Source organism: Sinosporangium siamense, assembly GCF_016863435.1.
GTDB classification, from domain to species: Bacteria; Actinomycetota; Actinomycetes; order Streptosporangiales; family Streptosporangiaceae; genus Sinosporangium; species Sinosporangium siamense.
Genome location: NZ_BOOW01000029.1, coordinates 83,946 through 97,733 on the forward strand (window position 1 = coordinate 83,946; position 13,788 = coordinate 97,733).

10 protein-coding genes and 3 pseudogenes are annotated in these 13,788 nt (G+C 68.3%); 3 read left to right on the top strand and 10 right to left on the bottom strand.

Going from position 1 to position 13,788, the window contains the following annotated elements:
* Nucleotides 1-376 precede the first annotated feature (376 nt).
* Complete coding sequence (locus tag Ssi02_RS22555; RefSeq protein ID WP_204028836.1) at nucleotides 377-1,783, top strand: S41 family peptidase; 1,407 nt, start codon at nucleotides 377-379, stop codon at nucleotides 1,781-1,783.
* A gap of 324 nt (nucleotides 1,784-2,107) precedes the next feature.
* Here the strand turns inward: Ssi02_RS22555 and Ssi02_RS22560 are convergent, their stop codons facing one another.
* On the bottom strand, nucleotides 2,108-2,350 hold the full coding sequence (locus Ssi02_RS22560) for a hypothetical protein (protein WP_204028838.1): 243 nt from the start codon (nucleotides 2,348-2,350) through the stop codon (nucleotides 2,108-2,110).
* A 189-nt stretch (nucleotides 2,351-2,539) separates the two neighbouring features.
* Nucleotides 2,540-2,962 (bottom strand): hypothetical protein, encoded by a 423-nt coding sequence (locus Ssi02_RS22565; RefSeq protein WP_204028840.1) that lies wholly within the window; start codon nucleotides 2,960-2,962, stop codon nucleotides 2,540-2,542.
* Between the two features lie 80 nt (nucleotides 2,963-3,042).
* Between Ssi02_RS22565 and Ssi02_RS22570 the strand changes: the two genes are divergently transcribed.
* Complete coding sequence (locus tag Ssi02_RS22570) at nucleotides 3,043-3,900, top strand: helix-turn-helix domain-containing protein (RefSeq protein WP_239129394.1); 858 nt, start codon at nucleotides 3,043-3,045, stop codon at nucleotides 3,898-3,900.
* Between the two features lie 730 nt (nucleotides 3,901-4,630).
* Here the strand turns inward: Ssi02_RS22570 and Ssi02_RS22575 are convergent.
* The 6 genes and pseudogenes from Ssi02_RS22575 to Ssi02_RS39870 all read right to left on the bottom strand — a co-directional run.
* Nucleotides 4,631-4,987, bottom strand: a complete 357-nt coding sequence (locus tag Ssi02_RS22575; RefSeq protein ID WP_204028842.1) for an amidohydrolase family protein — start codon at nucleotides 4,985-4,987, stop codon at nucleotides 4,631-4,633.
* Between the two features lie 314 nt (nucleotides 4,988-5,301).
* Entirely contained in the window at nucleotides 5,302-6,018 is a 717-nt protein-coding gene (locus tag Ssi02_RS22580) for an aminoglycoside phosphotransferase family protein (protein ID WP_204028844.1), read from the bottom strand.
* Nucleotides 5,999-6,970, bottom strand: coding sequence for a hypothetical protein (locus Ssi02_RS22585; RefSeq protein WP_204028846.1), 972 nt, complete (start codon nucleotides 6,968-6,970; stop codon nucleotides 5,999-6,001). Before Ssi02_RS22585 ends, Ssi02_RS22580 begins: the two co-directional genes overlap by 20 nt.
* Before the next feature lie 12 nt (nucleotides 6,971-6,982).
* Complete coding sequence (locus Ssi02_RS22590) at nucleotides 6,983-7,744, bottom strand: HD domain-containing protein (RefSeq protein ID WP_204028848.1); 762 nt, start codon at nucleotides 7,742-7,744, stop codon at nucleotides 6,983-6,985.
* A gap of 52 nt (nucleotides 7,745-7,796) precedes the next feature.
* Nucleotides 7,797-8,372: pseudogene (locus Ssi02_RS39395) on the bottom strand (NAD-dependent epimerase/dehydratase family protein); the annotation flags it as partial.
* 38 nt (nucleotides 8,373-8,410) lie between these two features.
* A pseudogene (locus Ssi02_RS39870) lies at nucleotides 8,411-8,821 on the bottom strand (NAD-dependent epimerase/dehydratase family protein); the annotation flags it as partial.
* Nucleotides 8,822-9,041: 220 nt separating this feature from the next.
* Between Ssi02_RS39870 and Ssi02_RS40165 the strand changes: the two are divergent.
* A pseudogene (locus tag Ssi02_RS40165) lies at nucleotides 9,042-10,457 on the top strand (NsdA family TPR-like regulatory protein).
* Nucleotides 10,458-11,392: 935 nt separating this feature from the next.
* Here Ssi02_RS40165 and Ssi02_RS22610 read toward each other — a convergent pair.
* Both Ssi02_RS22610 and Ssi02_RS22615 read right to left on the bottom strand, forming a co-directional pair.
* Entirely contained in the window at nucleotides 11,393-12,724 is a 1,332-nt protein-coding gene (locus tag Ssi02_RS22610) for an amidohydrolase family protein (RefSeq protein ID WP_204028858.1), read from the bottom strand.
* Between the two features lie 50 nt (nucleotides 12,725-12,774).
* Complete coding sequence (locus tag Ssi02_RS22615) at nucleotides 12,775-13,782, bottom strand: glycoside hydrolase family 113 protein (protein ID WP_204028859.1); 1,008 nt, start codon at nucleotides 13,780-13,782, stop codon at nucleotides 12,775-12,777.
* Nucleotides 13,783-13,788: the final 6 nt, after the last annotated feature.

A 13,788-nucleotide genomic window follows, 5' to 3' on the forward strand; every position in this document is an offset into this window, starting at 1 on the left:
ACGATCCGCGCTTCCCGGGTGGCCTGCGCGGGCCGGGAATCCGGAGGAGACTCTGTCAGCCGAGCGACTGAAGAACCCTGTGTGCCTGGCGTTCCAGGGTGCCTGCGGGGTTGTGGGGTGTCGCCGGCCCATCGGGGCCGAGTTGGAGGAACCAGCCCAACGCGACCAAGCGGGGCCGGCTACTCGGCTTGGGAGGTCGGTGACCGGGCCGGCGCACAGCGGCACTACATCCTGGCCCTGCGCCTGGCCCGCGCCGCCGGCGACGTGCCACTCGGCGAAGGCCCGCATGTCTGGCCGACTCCCCCGGCGGGCCTACCTCAAATGTGGCTCCCCGGTGGGACGCCGCGCTCGGTAGCCGCTCGATAGCGTCCGGGCCGTGAAGAAGCGCAACGTCTACGCCGCCATGGCGGCCGCCGTACTCGCCCACTCGGGGTTGCTCCCCGCCGCGCACGCCGAAACCGGACCTGCCGCCTTCGACGGCTTCTGGCGGAGCGTGGGTTACAACACGGTCTACCAGGTCCGCGACGGACAGCTCGCCACCTTTGACACCACCTCCGTGAGCTGCCTGCCGGGCGTGCTCACCGCCGAACGCACCTCGGTCACCTCCACCTCCGCGACGTTCACCTCGAAGACGATCGCCCGGCAGCTCACCTTTCGCATGCGGGGGCCCGGCCGGGCCCGTCTGAGCTACCTGGGCGGCGTCGGAGGCATCGAGGTGCGCAGGATCACCGGTCTGCCACCGGCCTGCTCGTCACCTGCCGCCAAGGACCCACGCGCGGTCTTCGACGTCTTCTGGGCGACTTTCGCGGAGAACTACCCCTTCTTCGCCGTCAAAGGCGTCGACTGGCGTGCCGTACGCGACCGGCACCGCCCCTCGATCACCTCCGCCACAAGCGACGAGCAGCTCTTCACGGTGCTTCGCGACATTCTCCAGGAACTCGGCGACGCCCATACCGCCCTCAACGCCGGGCCGCATCAGTTCGCCAGGCCGCTGCGGCCCGGCACACGGCAACTCGACGGGCTGCCCGCCTTCCAGGCCTTCAACGCGAAGGTGCAGAGATTCGTCGAGGAGCACGCCGTCGAAAAGCCCCTGCGCACCTGGGGGCGGGACCTGATCGGATACGCCGACCTTCCCGGCCGGATCGGCTATCTGCGCCTCGTCGCCTTCGACGGCTTCGCCGAGAAGGGCGGTTTCGCTGCCAACGCCGAGGTCCTGGATCGGGCCCTCGCCGACATCTTCCCCCGGTCACGCACAAGCGGTCCGAAGAGGCTCCGCGGCCTCATCCTCGACGTCCGCGTCAACCTGGGCGGCTACGACGCCCTGGCCGTCAAACTGCTCTCCCGCCTCACCGCCCGCCCGTATCTCGCCTACGACAAACAGGCGCTGCTCCGCCCCGGCACCCCGCCCGCCTTCACCCGCCCGGCCGGCGTCCGGGTCAACCCCGGCGAGGCTCCGCCGTACACGGGGCCCATCGCCCTGCTCACCGGCCCGCTGACGATCAGCGCGGGTGAGACCTTCACCCAGGCCACGATGGGACGAACGCCTGCGCCTGTTCGTGTGGGGGACAACACTCAGGGGGCGTTCTCCGACTTCCTGTGGCGTTCCCTCCCGAACGGCTGGAGTTTCGCCCTGCCCAACGAACGATTCCTCACCGCCTCCGGCGAGTCCTTCGACGCCACAGGCATCCCGCCGCACCTGTCCGTCCCCGACGTCCTCAACGATCGGGAACTGGCGGGGAACCGCGACAGGACCTTCGAGCGGGCCCTGTCCGCCCTGCGATGAGCCGAGCTCGGTCCGGTGATGATCAGGTTATCGTCGCATCTCGGCGAGTCTCCAGCCTTAAGCCTCATTGACGAACCTCGCCTTCGAACTGTTCGACACTCCCGGCTGTCTCCAGCGCCCCCTCCAGATGCCCACTCTCGCGCCACCTGCGACAACCGCCTACCAGCACAGCTAGGCGCGGGACGGTTCGGGGAGGCCGATGCGGGAGGCGATGCGGCGGGTTCCGAAGAGGATGCGTTCCTCGTCGAGGGTGCGCAGTTCGCCGTCCAGGAGCAGGGCGCGACCGGCGGCGTAGACGTCGCGGACGTCGGCGGCTGTGGCGACTCAGCCGCCGAAGGCGTAAGGGCTGTGGACCGGCTGGGCGCGAGCGGACGAGGTGTCGAGTACGACCAGGTCGGCCGGGTCGCCGGGGAGGAGGGAAGTCGGGGTGAAGCCGATGGCGGTGGCGCCGGCCGAGATGACGGCGGTCAGGGCGCCGGTGGTGTCCCAGGCTTCGGCGGTCGCGGAGCAGGCCGTGGTGTCTCCCCGCAGGGTGACATTGGGGGAGAGTACGCCGAAGGCCCGCATGCCTGGCCGATTCCACGACGGAACCACCTAAGCGGCTTCGCTCGTTCCCGGACATTGGCCACGAAGATCTGATCCGGCACTTCACCCCCTCACCGGGGTACTACGCGGCAGGCCGTGTCCCCCCGTGGAGTGACACGGAGGAGGGTACTTCGTTGATGTAGAGAATCGCGCCGGCGTCGGCCGTCGCCCTCACCTCGTCTGCAGCCGTCGGAGCCCGGCGAACTCCAGCCCGGCGTAGACGGCGACTACGAGCGCGCCGGTCAGTAGAAAGGCGGTCCCCAAGCCGGTCAGAGGGATCACATCGGCGAACACCAGAACCAGCAGCGCCACACACGACAGCGTGTTGCCCGCCACGACGTACGCCGCGTATCGCGCAGGGATCCGCGGGTAGCCGGCGATGAGACCGAGCACCGCGGCACCACCCAGCATGGCCACGCCGAACGGGATGGACCACGCGGTCGGCAGGCCGAGCGGGCCGCTGAGCGGCTGGGCGGCGGCGAGCATGACCACGCCGAAAACGCCGGTGCTCCACCCGTCGATCCGCAGAACTGTGCGCAGTGGCCCTGCGTTGTCGGTCTCCAGGGGCCTCCTGGTCCCGGTCGGCGTACTCATATGGATCTCCTTCGCAGTGAACTTTGTTGGAAGAAGACCATGCCATCGCAACGGTTATGAGCTCAATAACGTCAGAGGTCATGGCATCGCCCACCTGGTGGTGGCCTATCCTCATCGCCATGGATGTGCAACAGCCGTCCCGGCTCGGGGCCTTACTGCGGGAATGGAGGCAGCGCCGCAGGCTCAGCCAGCTCGATCTGGCCAACCTGGCCGACATCTCGGCGCGGCACCTGTCTTACATGGAGACCGGCCGCGCCCGCCCAAGCCGCCCGATGCTGCTGCGCCTGTCGACCGCACTCGATGTGCCGCTACGCGAGCGCAACACCCTGCTGCTGGCCGCCGACTATGCCCCGGCCTACCGGGAGAGCGACCTCGACGACGACTACATGGGCTCGATCCGCTCCGCGCTGGACACCATGCTGACGGCGCATGAGCCCTACCCCGCCGTCGTGGTCGACCGCCTCTGGAACGTTCTGCTGGGCAACCGCTCCATGGGCGTGCTCATGGACGGCATTCCGGCGCACCTGCTGGAGCACCAACCCAACGTGTTCCGGCTGGCACTTCACCCCGACGGTCTGGCCGCACGGCTGGCCAACCTGAGCGAAGTTCGGGAGTTCTTCCTCGAACGGTTGTCGCGCCAGGTCAACGCCACGGGAGACACCGAGCTCCGCCTTCTCTACGAGGAGGTCTCCGCCTATCCCGCGCCATCGGGTCATGAGGACACGCATCACGATGGAGCCTCACTCCACCGGCCGAGCCCCATCCAGGTGCCCTTGAGAATCCGCACCCCATACGGCGAACTGGCGATGTTCAGCACCATGGCCACCTTCGGCGCCCCAGCCGACGTCACACTGTCGGAGCTGGCGATCGAACTCTTCTATCCCCTCGACGACTTCACCGCCAACGCCCTCCGCTCACTACCGCTTGACGGCGCTTGAGCCGGTGTGACCGAAGTCCCCCGAGCGGGAACACCCGGCTGTAGTGCCTGCGGCGTGGCGCCTCGGCATGCGGTGCATGGGGCGTTCCTTCGTCGGGGTCCTTCAGGGTCGGCGATGGCGCGCTCGGCGGGGAGACACTCCATGAACGAGGCGCCGAAGAAGCCCGCGACCCGGAGGTCTTCCGCTGGATGGGGCGCACATCGTCCAGGTCGGCGATCGGCCTGCCATGGCAGAGGACGAGGATCTCCGGGGTGACGGAGACCTACGCGTACTGCATTCACTCGCCCCGGCCAGCAAGTTGCGACCCCTCGGAGGCGCGATGAGGAGCCGACGCGGACCCGTGGCGCTGAACTGATCGTCGGGTTGCGCCCCCTCGGAGGGGTGATGAGGACGCGATCCTGGAAGGGACGGCGGAACTGGTCAAGGCGGGGTTGCGACCCCTCGGAGGGGTGATGAGGACGCGTCGGCGACCACCGCTGGCACAACCCGCCCTACTGGTTGCGACCCCTCGGAGGGGTGATGAGGACCCCAGGGTAAAGCCGCTGCTCCTAGGCGGTGGGATCGATGCGTTTCCAGCCTGAATTTCAGCAGACCTCCGATAGTGCAACTGAGCCCGGTGTGTCGCTGAAATCTGTCGCTACGGTTTGGTCGAGGAGCGGGGTCACAGGATACCTCCGGGCTCGGATCCGGTGGCTTCCCACGCGAGCCGTTCGGCTCGTACCACCCATTGTTAGGAGAGGGACGGTTCGGGGAGGCCGAGGCGGGTGACGATGCGGCGGGTTTCGAAGAGGATGCGTTCCTCGTCAAGGGTGCGCAGTTCGCCGTCCAGGAGCAAAGCACGGCCGGCGACATAGACGTCGCGGACGTCGGCCGCTGTGGCTACCCAGCCGACAAAGGCGTACGGGCTGTGGACCGGCTGGGCGCGAGCGGACGAGGTGTCGAGTACGACCAGGTCGGCCGGGTCGCCGGGGAGGAGGGCTGTCGGGGTGAAGCCGAGGGCGACGGCGCCGGTCGTGGTGACCGCGGTCAGGGCGCCGGCGGTGTCCCAGGCGTCCGCGGTCTCCGCGACGCCGCGCTGCAGGGACACCGCGAGGCGGTGGTCGCGGAGCAGGTCGTGTCCCCCCGAGGGGTGACATGGGGGAGAGTACGCCGAAGGCCCGCATGCCTGGCCGATTCCACGGCGGGACCACCTAAGCGGCTTCGCTCGTTCCCGGATATTGGCCGCGAAGATCTGACCCGGTATTTCCCCCTGACGCCTGCCGACGTATCGATCCGGGCCGTGGCCGTGCCCGAGTGACCACCCGGAACTTGCCGTTCAACTGGCCGCCTTGCCCTGGCCGGGGTTCATGATCACCGCTTCCCGGCTGGCCTGCGCGGGCCGGGAACCCGGAAGAGACTCTTTCAGCCGAGTAATTGAAGAACCCTGTGGGCCTGGCGTTCCAGGGTGCCTGCCGGGTTATGGGGTGTCGCCGGTCCATCGGGGCCGAGTTGGAGAAACCAGCCCAACGCGATCAGACGGCGGACGTCGCGTACCCGTTCGGCTTCACCTGGGGCCAGGTCGATGCAGGCCAGCAACTGCTCAGCGTCCAGAACACCGTCGATGCGGGAGATGTGCTCGCAGACCTCGCCCATCTCGAAAGCCCGGTCGCTGCGGCCAGAGTCTTCCCAGTCGATCAGACGCACGCGGCGCTCGTGGTCGTCCCACAGGTAGTTGGCATGGTTGCCGTCCGCCAGCCCGAGGACGGGTGGCAGAGGGTTCGAGATGAGTTGATCGGGAGCGCTGGAGGCCAGCCAGGCGACCCCCGCTCGGAACGCCTCCCGCACGAGGGGGTCATGGCCGAGGTCGGGCTGCTTGTTGGCCCAGGCGCGGGTCTTGTCCACGGCTGCCGCAGGCCTCCAGGAAGCAGGCTCGACTCTTTCCACCACCTGGCGCGGGATCTGGTGCAAACGGTTCAGCGCGGCGGCCATCGCCGTGATCTGCTCGCCGGTCGCGTGATCACCGCGCAGGATGCGGCCGGGCAGCCTGCTCATCACGATCATGGGTGGGTCAGCCTCCAGCGCGGCTTCCACAGGCGTGGGCGCCAGATCGGGCGCGTGTTCAGCGAGCAGGGTGAGCACTTCCCACTCCCTGTGGGGCTCTCCTCGCCCCCAGCAGGTGTAGCGCTTGACCACGACATCGTCTCGGAATTCGAGACTGTGGGTGCATCGGCCGACCGTCATCCTCGCTTCGCCCTTTCTGTCCCGCCGAGTCGAACAACTCGCCCATCGTGTCCACCGCGGCAAAAGCAAGATCCTTCGACAGCAGGGTATTCATCTCTCCTGCCTCGGCGCAGGCGCGCGTTCGCGGGCCGGTCGAGTGCAGCATCAGGTATTCCGAAATCACCTCGAAGTACAGGTAGCCCAGAAACGGCACCATCGGCACCACACTGGCGAGCTGGTTCAGAACGCGGTCGGGTGGTGTGTCGGCCCCGCACGCGACGGCGAGCAGCATATCCAGGACACTGTCGGCTTGCCGTATCCGCTGCACGGCCGAGCTGCGGAGCTGGTTGTCCTCGGCAGGGGTGAGGAAAGCACGGTGGTCCTGGTAGGTGGCCAGATGCACGTTGCCCAGGCGCAGGTAGTCGATTCCCTTGGCGGGCACCGGTCCGCCGGGCGCGACCTCGAAAACCAGGGCGTTCCTATGGGACTTGTTCGCCAGCAGCCAGGACCCCAGATTGTGGGGCCGAAGCCCGGAAGGCCCGGGGGTGAGCAGGACGCAGTACAGGGCTCCAACCATGCAGCCGGGGGCCTGATAGATCTGGCTGCTGGCGCGGATGGCCTCCAGGTAGGCGGTGGTGTGCATGAGGTAGATCGGCTGGCCGCTGGCCAGTGTCTCCAGCTGGGAGCCGGCGCCCAGCAGCCAGCCGTTTGGGGTGTGCTGCAGGAGGTAGGAACGCCACTGGGAGTCGTCGGCGGTCAGGCCGCGAGGGACGGGGCGCGGCTGGTGGCCGCGGCTGTAGTCGGTATGGGCGTGCTCCCATAGCGGGTCGGCGGCCACAGGCGCGGCGAGAATGGAGACGTCGTGGTCCACGATTGAGGACTCCTAGGGCAGGTGGGAGATGGTGTCGCGAGCATGGGAGACGGCTTCGTCGTGTGCGGCACCATCCAGGCCGGCCTGCTCGCTGGCCAGCATCAGATCGACGGCGAGACCGTGCATCCAGGCGGGCACGCTCACCCGCAGGCGGGCTAGGTCGGGCCACCAGCGGGTGGCGGGCAGCCGGTAGCGGTCGAGGCAGTCGGCAGCCTTGAGGAGATCGGTCAGGCGTGGCGCCTGCTCGTAGGCATGACGCTGGGCGGCCGAGAATTCCGGATAATCGACATCGTGCAGCCCGATGGCGGTGCACGCGGCCGTCACCGCCTCCTCCGACAGGCGCATGTCGAGTGAGGCGGTGACGGCCGGGTGGTGGCGAATCAGCCAGTGGGCGGCTCGCTGCCCGTGCCCCGGATCGGCCCGGTCGTCGTGGCGACGGCAGTCGTGGACGACCGCCGCCAGCCGCAGCGCGGCACTCTGCTCGGCGTCCAGATCGTGATGCTCGGCCAGCAGAGCAGCCAGGAGGCCCACCCGGGCATTGTGCCGTGCACCATGGATACCGTCGGCGGCCTGCTCTCGGGCGAACCATGCCACCTCGGGCAACAGGGGTGCGGGCGGATAGGGTACCGCGATCGTGCGGACCGTCTCGGCAGGTCGGTTCTGGGCGATCCAGGTGAGGGTGGGCTGGTCCATGGCCTGGTGCGGTGGCAGGCGTCGCTGACGGGCCAACTCCATGAGCGGAACGGCGGGCTCGGGCTGCGGCCAGGCTGGCATGGGCGTGTCTCCAAGAAGGGGCCGCGGGTGACGGGCACGACGTGGCGCGGGATCAGGCGGCGGCCGGCTGGCGCAGCCAGGCGGGGATGGCCGAGGGGGTTTCCTTCAGCCACCCCGCGTATCGAGCGACGCCCTCGGTGACGCTGATGCTGGGCTGCCAGCCGAGCAGCTCGGTCATGCGACGCGTGCAGGCGTATCCTCCCAGTGGGTCGCCGGGCGGCCGGGGCGTGTCGGTAACGGTGGCATCCCGGTAGTGCCGGCGGACCAGTTCGGCGATCTGCCGGATAGTGGTGCCGGTCCCGGTGCCCAGGTTGAGGGTCTGGTTATGCGCAGCGGGTTCGATGAGGGTGTGCAGGGTACCGGTGGCGATGTCGTCCACATGCACCAGGTCGCGTACCTGGTGGCCGCCGCCGTTCAGCTGCAGCGGCAGCCCGAGGGCGGCGCGCATGCAGAACCAGGCCACCACCCATGAGTGGCTGTTCTCCTTAATGACCTGCGGCTCTCCATAAACGGAGAAGTAGCGGACGATCGCATACGATCTGACGGCCCCGCCCAGGACTGTTGCGGTCTGGAACTCTCCGCATGCCTTGGTACTGCCGTAGATCGACACCGGCCGCAGCGGCACGTCCTCGTCGAACCGGGCGACCCCATCTCACCCGGCGGCTGGTTGCCGTACACGCTCGCGGAAGAAACGAACACCACCCGGCGCACGCTCGGCGTGGCGACGGCGGCCTCCACCACCCGCTGCGTGCCGATGACATTGGCCTTGATGGCGTCCATGGACCGCCGGGTGCATGCCGCCACGTCCGCCAGGGCTGCGGCGTGGATCACGTAGTCGCACCCGTGGATGAGCCTGTCCACCACGCCAGGTTCGGCGATGTCGCCGACGTGGAAATTGGGATCGTCCAGGCTGATCCCGAAGTGGTCGTGGTAGACACGCCGAGGGTAGGCGTCGATCTTGCATAGGGATACGGGCCGCGCGCCTATCCGGCGCAACTGAGCCGTCAGACGGCTGCCGATCAGTCCTCCAGCTCCTGTGACGAGGACGCTTGAACCCTCAAGCTGCTGCAGGGACATGTGCGCTCACCTCCCCCTTTGTGGCGCCGACCTCCTTCGATCGATCGGCTGATGCCTCCATGGAACCGAAGAAGGGGGATGGCCGGGAGGGCACATAGGGGGGCGCACAAGTCACCAAGCAGGTCCACAGGCAGCCCCCGCCGCATTACCGTGATTGGCACGTTGGTGGGACCGCACTGCTGAGCCTCCAGGAGGCGTCGTGGCCGCACACATTCCCAGCGTGCCCCGCACCTCTGGGCACTCCCCGAACCGGGCGTTGGCAAAGCTGATCGCCGTCTCCGGTGCCAGCCGCAAGGCCCTGGCCGCGCGGGTGAATCAGCACTGCCAAGCCATGGGAAAGCCCGCGCACTACACGCACACCTCGGTCACTAACTGGATCTCCGGGATGACCCCACGTTGGCCCACCCCGCAGGCCATCGCGGCTGCCCTGTCCGAACGGCTCGGCCGCCCCGTCAGCGTCGCCGAAATCGGCATGCCGCAACCGGCGACAACCTCCCCCGAGATCGGGTTGGATTTCCCCCGTGAGCTTCCCCGCGCCATCGACACCGCAGCAGCCTGGTGGATCTTGGGAGATCCGGTGAACCGCCGTGCGTTCAACCGCCTCACCTTCGCCGCCGCGGCCTTCGCCACGCCCAGTACCCGATGGCTGATCCAGCCCACCGACACCGACGCCGCCACCCTGCCCTCCCATGCCCCCGGCCGCCGGGTCGGCGCCGCAGACATCGCCGAACTCCACGACGCGGCCGAGCACTCCCGCCACATCGACTCCAAGTACGGCGGCGGCTCCTCCGGCTCCTTACTGGTGGCCGCGTGCCTGCGCGACCGTGCCGTCCCGCTGCTGAAAGGCACCTACACCGACGCCGTGGGCCGCGAGCTGTTCGGCGCCACCGCCCAGCTCGGCCGCCTGGCCGGCTACTCGGCTTGGGACGTCGGTGACCAGGCCGGCGCGCAACGGCACTACATCCAGGCCCTCCGCCTGGCCCGCGCCGCCGGCGATGTGCCACTCGGCGCTTACGTGCTGGCATCGATGTCGTTATAGGCCGGACTCAACGACCACGCCGAGGACGCCATCGATATGGCCCAAGGCGCCTACGAACGCTCCCGCGATCACGCCACCCGACGCACGTTGGCGTTCTTCAAACTGGTCGAGGCCCGCGCCCACGCCCGCGCTGCCCGCCTGCACGGACGTGCCTACTCCCGCCGTGCCGCCGGGCTGGCGCTTGCCCATTCCGAAACCCTGCTCGGCCAGGCCCACCCCGACGATGGCGACCCGACCTGGATCGACTTCTTCACTCACGCCCGTCTGGCCGCCGACGCCACCGAGATCCACCGCGACCTTGAGATGCCGCATATGGTGATGCGCTTCGAGGACATGGCCACCATGCCCGCCCTCACCTACACACGTTCCTACGGCATGCGCAACGCCATCGTCGGCTGCGCCCACCTGCAAGCATGTCGTCTCGACGAAGGGCTGGAACACGGGCACCGGGCCGTGGACATCCTTTCCCATGTCGCCTCCATCCGTTCACTGACCTACGTGCAGGACCTACTCGACGCACTGACCCCCTGGAACGCCGAGACCAACGTGCAAGAGCTTCGCCACCGGGCACATCAGCAGCTCCATGTCCCCGCCTAAAGCGGCGACCGGTACCCGGCAGGCATGCGCCCTACCGAACCCCCGCGCCTCTTCGTGTGGAGGGCAACACTCAGGGGCGTTCTCCGATCTTCTGTGGCGTTCCCTCCCGAACGGCTGGGCTTCGCCCTCCCCAACAAACAATTCCTGGCCGCCTCCGGCGCCGCCGGGGGTATAGGTCGCGAAGATCCGCAGGGGACGCCCTACCCTCGATCACCCTCCGAAGGCACTCCGGACAACCCATGCTCGTCTGCCAGTTTCCAATCCTGACTCTCATCGCATAGCCGACGAACCTCGTCTTCGAACTGCTCAACGCTCCCGGCGGTCTCCACCACGCGTTCCAAATGCCCGCACTCACGCCACCTGCGGTAACCGTTCGTTTTGCTGCCTCTCTATGCCGCTCCACCAGGTACGAAAGCGGGAGCCTTGATCACAGGTCTCATCACGCGTCTAGGAGAGGGGCGATGAGGACGCCCGCCTAGGTCCGTTGCTGGAAGCAGACGTGACGTTGCGACCCCTGGAAGGGTGATGAGGACCGTCATCGTCGAGCACATCACGACCAACATGCCCATGTTGCGACCCCTCGGAAGGGGATGAGGACCTGAAGGGCGAGCGGGGCGCGCGTCCCGAGACCGCGTTGCGACCCCTCGGAAGGGTGATGAGAACGCGATCGCCCCCGTCTTTGGCTGGGTCTACTACGAGTTGCGACCCCTCGGAAGGGTGATGAGAACCCCAGCGTAAAGCCACGGCTCCTAGGCGGTGGGATCGATGTGTTTCCAGCTTGAATTTCAGCAGACCTCCGGTAGTGCAGCTGAGCCCAGTGTGTCGCTGAAATCTGTCGCTATGGTTTGGTCGCGGATCGGGGTCACAGGATACTTTCTGGGCTCAGATTCGGTGGTGGCTTCCCATGCGAGCCGTTCGGCTCGTGCCACCCGTTGCTAGGAGAGGGACGGTTCGGGGAGGCCGAGGCGGGTGGCGATGCGGCGGGTTTCGAAGAGGATGCGTTCCTCGTCAAGGGTGCATAGTTCACCGTCGGCCAGGAGAGGGCGGCCGGCGACGTAGACGTCGCGGACGTCGGCGGCTGTGGCGACCCAGCCGACGAAGGCGTAAGGGCTGTGGACCGGTTGGGCGCGGGCGGACGAGGTGTCGAGGACGACCAGGTCGGCCGGGTCGCCGGGGAGGAGGGACGTTGGGGTGAAGCCGAGTGCGGTGGCGCCGGTCGTGGTGATCGCGGTGAGGGCGCCGGCGGTGTCCCAGGCGTCGGCGGTCTCCGCGACGCCGCGCTGCAGGGACACCGCGAGGCGGTGGTCGCGCAGCAGGTCGAGGGAGTCGTTCGAGGCGGGCCCGTCGGTCCCGATCGCCACAGGCACGCCCGCGTCCAGGAACGCCCGGACGGGCGCTATGCCTGAGCCGAGTTTGAGGTTGGACTGCGGGTTGTGGCTGACGGTCGCCCCGGATTCGGCGATCAGGCGGATGTCGTCGGCGGTGGCCTTCGTCGCGTGCGCGATGAGGGTCGCGGGGCCGAGCAGTCCGGTGCGGGCGGCGACCGCGATGGGGGTCGCGCCGAAGCGGGCGACGGAGCCGGCGACCTCGCGTGGGGTCTCCGACAGGTGGACGTGGATGCCGAGGCCGCTCCGCGCGGCGCGTTCGGCGACGTCGCGGAAGATCACCTCACCGCTGGTGTAGACGGCGTGGGGGCCGTACATGACCTGCACGAGGGGTTCGCCGGCGTAGCGGGCGGCGAGGCGTTCGGTGTGGTCGAGCTGGGCCGGGTAGCCGAGGGCGCCGGCGGCGGCGTAAGGCTTGTCGTCGGGGCCGAAGACGACGGGCGCCGCCGACACGCGCATCCCGGCCTCGATCACCGTGTCGATGAGCGGCTCGGTCCAGTGGAACATGTCGGCGAAGGCGGTCGTCCCGCCGCGGATCATCTCGCACATGGCAAGGGAGAGGCTCCACCGCATGTCGTCCTCGGTGAGCGTGTTCTCCGCGGCCATGACGACGGCGAGCCAGTCCTCAAGGACAAGCCCGTCGCCGAGGCCCCGCAGTACCGCCATCCCCGAGTGGGCGTGGGCGTTGACCAGACCCGGGACGATCACCCGGTCGGTCGGGGTGTCGACCTGCTCAGCCGCCAGCACGGTCCCGTCCTCGGCGGACAGCCGGAGCGTGGTCACCGGCGCCTGCGTGCCGCCCAGGGTCAGCACGCGGCCGGTGACACTCCGTTCGGGGCGGGGACGGCGTCCGGAGGGCCTGGACGGCAGGTCAGTGGTCATCGAACCGCCTTTGTAGGTAGGGGGAGTCGCTGACCAGACGATCTCACGGATCAGGCATGCTCCCCGTAAAGTCGGGCGATCTCGTGGAAGGCCGCCTTCGGTTCCCAGGTGTAGGCGTCGCCGTGCGGGGTGACTTTGACGATGCTGTAGCCGGCCATGTCCAGGTCGTGCCGGGGGTCGGGGGAGTGCGGGTGCCAGGGCTCGATGAACTCGAAGACATATGCGCCCTGGATTTTCTCCCTCTCGTAGACGCCGATCAACTCGGCGATCTGGCGGGCCTGGACCTGTTCGTCTCTCACGTGGGACCCGCCGATCACCGGTACGGGTCCGCTGTGATCGATGATCGTGTGGCTGGAGGGGCCCAGGTCCACGGTGCCCTCGAACGCGCCGCAGCCGAACTCGACCACGACCACGGGTTTGCCGAACCGGTGGAACCGCCGCAACTTCTTCACGTAACCGGAGCGGTTGTAGCGCAGGCGGTAGTAATCCAGGCCCACGACGTCGAACAGCCTCCAGTCCACCCTTTCCCACAATCCCGCCCCATAGGTGAGGCGGCCGCCGAAGTGGGATCTGGCGACCTCGGCGGCCCGGCTCAGGAAGCGGTTCAGTTTCCTGTTGAACCACGGGAACAGGGGCCAGTACAGCGGCGAGGCCAGTTTGCCGGTTCGCTGCTCGTAGGTGGCGCCGGGCATGATGCCGGCCGAGAAGATGGAGAGCTCACACCCCACATTGAGGTCGATCGCGCCGTGTTCCCGTCTGAGGAGCTCGGCGGCTTTGGCCGCCCGCGCCAGATGCTCCAGCGTCTCCAGCGGACCGGCGTCGATGAGGCGGGGTTGCACCCACACGTGCAGCCCGTTCTCCAGCGCGGCGGCCGCGGTCTGCATCAGCCGGTCGAGGTCGGTGCCGAAGACACTCACGGAGTTGGCGTGCAGGTCGTCGCGGATGGCGCGTATCTCCCGGCGCATCAGCTCGGGCCGCCACAGGGTCCGGGACAGGGCACCGCCGGTGTTGTAGTTCGTGCCGACGTCGTAGCAGACGCCTCTGTGGGTCAGGCCCATCGGAAC